The sequence below is a fragment of the uncultured Aureimonas sp. genome, from assembly GCF_913775355.1.
Taxonomy (GTDB): domain Bacteria; phylum Pseudomonadota; class Alphaproteobacteria; order Rhizobiales; family Rhizobiaceae; genus Aureimonas.
This window is the reverse complement of record NZ_CAJYIU010000141.1, coordinates 1-3,678: the sequence shown is the minus strand read 5'-3', so window position 1 is coordinate 3,678 and position 3,678 is coordinate 1. Positions and strand designations below refer to the sequence as shown.

The window sequence follows — 3,678 nt, the reverse complement described above, 5'->3', positions numbered from 1 at the left end:
CGGCAATCCTTCCCCCTGCCGAACCCCTGCCGAACCCCTGCGGCATGGAGACCTTTCGGATGGTCGCAACAGGCTTCCGCAATCCTACCTCGGATGCCTGAATCCTCTACGGCGCAAGGAATTTCGGCAGGAGCCCCCGCGCTTACACCGAGGATGTCGGCAGTTCGAGCCTGTCATCGCCCACCATCCCCTTTCCGCTTTGATCGCGTGCCGTCGGCCGGCGAGCGTTTGCGCCTCGCCCGCGTGACCAACGACGAATGCCGCGGCGCCTGTCGGCCACCGCGGCATTCGTTTGTTCGTCCGGCTTCAATTCTGATGGCCGCTCAGCTTCGCGGCTTCGCGTTCTCCGGGTCGTAGAGCGGCTTGTAGCCGACCGCGGCCACCTCGACGGGGAACGAGTCTCCGAAATACTCGACGTCGAGCTTCCGCCCGACCTCGCAGTGGCTCCAGGGCAGATATGCGAGCGCGATGTTCTTGCCGATCGTCGGCCCGTAGGCGACCGAGGTGGTGAACGAGCGGCGACCGAGTTCGTCGATCAGCGTCTCGCCCGTCGCCGGATCGAGCACCGGCATCGTTCCGACGGGATACCGCGGCACGCCCTTCGAATCGACGTTGTCGGTCATCACCAGGGTGCAGAGCATCGCCGGCTGGTTGGCGCGGGCCCGATACTCGATGTGCTTCGCCTTGCCGCGGAAGTCCGCTTCCTTGACCTTCGGTCGCGCGAGGTCGGCCTCCAGAAGGTTGTATTCCGTCAGGAGATCGGCGTTCTGCAGGCGAAGGCTCTTTTCCATGCGACGGGTATTCGCATAGGTCTCGACGCCGACCGCGATCGCGCCGGTGGAGCGGAGGGCGTCCCAGACCGCAAGCCCGTCCTCGTAGGCCATGTGCAACTCCCAGCCCTGCTCGCCGACATACGAGATGCGGAAGGCGGTGACGGACTTGCCGGCGATCGTGATGGGCTTGATCGCGGCGAACGGGAAGTTCTCGGGCGAAAGGATGGACGGGTCCTCCAGCAGCTTGCCGAGGTTTTCGCGGGCGTTCGGACCCCAGATGCCGATCGTGATGTACTTTTCGGAGACGTCCGTAATCGTCACGTCGAGGCCGCGGTCGGTGGCCGTCCGCCGCATGTACTGGAAATCGCGGGGCCCGGCGTCGGCGCCGTTGATCATGCGGATGCGGTCAGCCATGCGAATGACCGTGAAGTCGGCCCGCACCATGCCCTCGTCATCGAGGAAGTGCGTGTAGATGCCCTTCCCGATGTTGGTGTCGCCGCCGATCTTGGCGGCACACAGCCATTCCATCAGCTCGACATGATCCGGCCCCTCGATGTCGGTGATCGAGAAGTGCGACAGATTGATGATGCCGCAGCTCTCGCTCATCTCGAGGTGCTCGGCGTTCGAGACACGCCAGAAGTGGCGGTTGTCCCACTCGTTCTCGCGGATCGGGATGCGGTTGCCGTGCTTCTCCAGAAGGTGCTCGTTGGCGGCGTAGCCGTGCGCACGCTCCCAGCCGCCGAGTTCCATGAAGTAGCCGCCGAGTTCCTTCTCCCGCTCGTGGAACGGCGAGCGGCGGATGCCGCGGCCGCCCGCAAAGGGCTCGCGCGGGTGCACAGGCGGATTGTAGATCTTGCGCGCCGTCTCGGTGCAGCGCTCCTCGATGAACTTCTCGTCCAGCTGGAAGCTGGCGAAGCGTGCGAAGTCGATCCGGTTGTGGTCGATCGCGGTGCGCCCGTCCGTCATCCAGTCAGCGATGAGCTTGCCCATTCCAGGGCCGTCCTTGACCCAGATGCCGACGCAGTACCAGAGGCCCCGCACCTTCTGGCTCTCGCCCATGGACGGGCCGCCATCGGTGGTGGTCTGGAGCAGGCCGTTGAAGGAATGGCCCTCGTTGTAGCCGAGCTCGCCGAGGATCGGCGTCAGCTCCATGGCGCGCTCGAGCGGCTCGATCACCTGCTCCATGTCGAGGTCGCGCTGCGAGGGCGAGAGACGGGCCTGGTGCTTTTCGAGCAGTTCGCGAGGGTGCACCAGGCGAACATTGTGCTCCTCGTAATAGCCCCACTCGATCTGCCCACCTTCGGCGGTCTTCGGATCGCCGGTGTCGCGCAGATAGGCCGAGTTGCCTTGGTCGCGCAGCAGCGGATAGCCGATTTCCTTGCCGGTGCCGGCGAACTCCTCGTAGGGACCGAAGAAGGTGAGCGGGTGGTCGACCGGCATCACCGGCAGGTCCTCGCCCGCCATCTCGGCGATCAGGCGGCCCCAGAGGCCCGCGCAGACCACGACGTGGTCGGCCATGATCGTGCCACGGCTGGTGACGACGCCCTTGATCCGGCCGTCCTCGATCACGAGAGACTCGGCCGACGTGTTGGCGAACGCCTGCAGCTTGCCGGCATCGACCGCCTGGTCGACGAGCTTGCCCGCGACCGTCTGCGAGCGCGGGATCACGAGGCCGGCGTCGGGGTCCCAGAGGCCGCCCTGGACGACGCTTTCCTCGATCAGAGGCATCTTCGCCTTGATCTCGGCGGGCTCGACGAGGCGCGCACGCGTGCCGAAGGCCTTGGCGGAGGCGACCTTGCGCCGAATCTCGTCCATGCGCTCATCGTCGCCGACGCGCGCGACCTCGAGACCGCCGACGCGGGCGTAGTGGCCCATCTTCTCGAAGAAATCGATCGAGTAGAGCGTCGTCCAGCAGCTCAGGAAGTCGTGGCTGGTCGTGTAGCAGAAGTCCGAGGCATGGGCGGTCGAGCCGATATCGGTGGGGATGCCCGACTTGTCGATGCCGACGATGTCGTCCCAGCCGCGCTCGACCAGATGATGGGCGATCGACGCGCCGACGATCCCGCCCAGTCCGATGATGACGACCCGCGCCTTTTCGGGGAAAGCAGCCATGTCCTTCTGTCCTTCAGTTCGCTGAGCGGAGGCGCGACGCGCCGATGGCGTTCTGCGAGAGATTCACGGCGTGAAAACGACCGTGCGATGATGATTGAGCATGACGCGGCCTTCGAGATGATACTTCACCGCCCGCGCCAGAACCCGCGATTCGATGTCGCGTCCGGCAGCCACGAAGTCGTCGCCCGTCATCGCGTGCGTGACGCGCTCGGTCTCCTGCTCGATGATCGGCCCTTCGTCGAGATCAGCCGTGACGTAGTGCGCCGTCGCACCGATGAGCTTCACCCCGCGCTCGTGTGCCTGGTGATAGGGCTTGGCGCCCTTAAAGCTCGGCAGGAAGGAGTGGTGGATGTTAATCACCATGCCGAACAGCCGGTTCGATAGATCGTTGGAGAGGACCTGCATGTAGCGGGCGAGAACGACGAGCTCTGCGCCGGTGGTCCGGACGAGCTCGATCAGCTGCTCCTCCCGCTCGGCTTTATTCTCCTTGTTCACCGGCCAGTAATGGAAGGGAATTCCCTCCTGCTCGGCGGTGCGGCGCGAGTCCTCGTGGTTCGAGACGATCGCTGCGACCTCGGCGTTCAGCCAGCCGACCTTGATCTGGTAGAGGATGTGCAGCAGCGTGTGGTCGAACTTCGAGACCATGATGATAATCTTGGGCCGACGCGACAGGTCCTCAACCTTGATCCGCATGTCGAAGCGGTCGACCGACGGCTTCAGCGCAAGGTCGAGAACCGACTGCGTGGTGGGCTCGGGCGCCGCGACCGCGATGCGAACGAAGAGCTGGTTGGTC

The 3,678-nt window shown here is 64.9% G+C and carries 2 protein-coding genes; both read right to left on the bottom strand.

Features of this window, described 5'->3' with window-relative positions; all coding sequences use genetic code 11:
- Nucleotides 1-323 precede the first annotated feature (323 nt).
- Nucleotides 324-2,885, bottom strand: coding sequence for an FAD-dependent oxidoreductase (locus tag QZ753_RS09365; protein WP_294643080.1), 2,562 nt, complete (start codon nucleotides 2,883-2,885; stop codon nucleotides 324-326).
- 63 nt (nucleotides 2,886-2,948) lie between these two features.
- Nucleotides 2,949-3,678: formyltetrahydrofolate deformylase (locus tag QZ753_RS09360; protein WP_294643078.1), on the bottom strand; the 730-nt coding region annotated here is incomplete at its 5' end.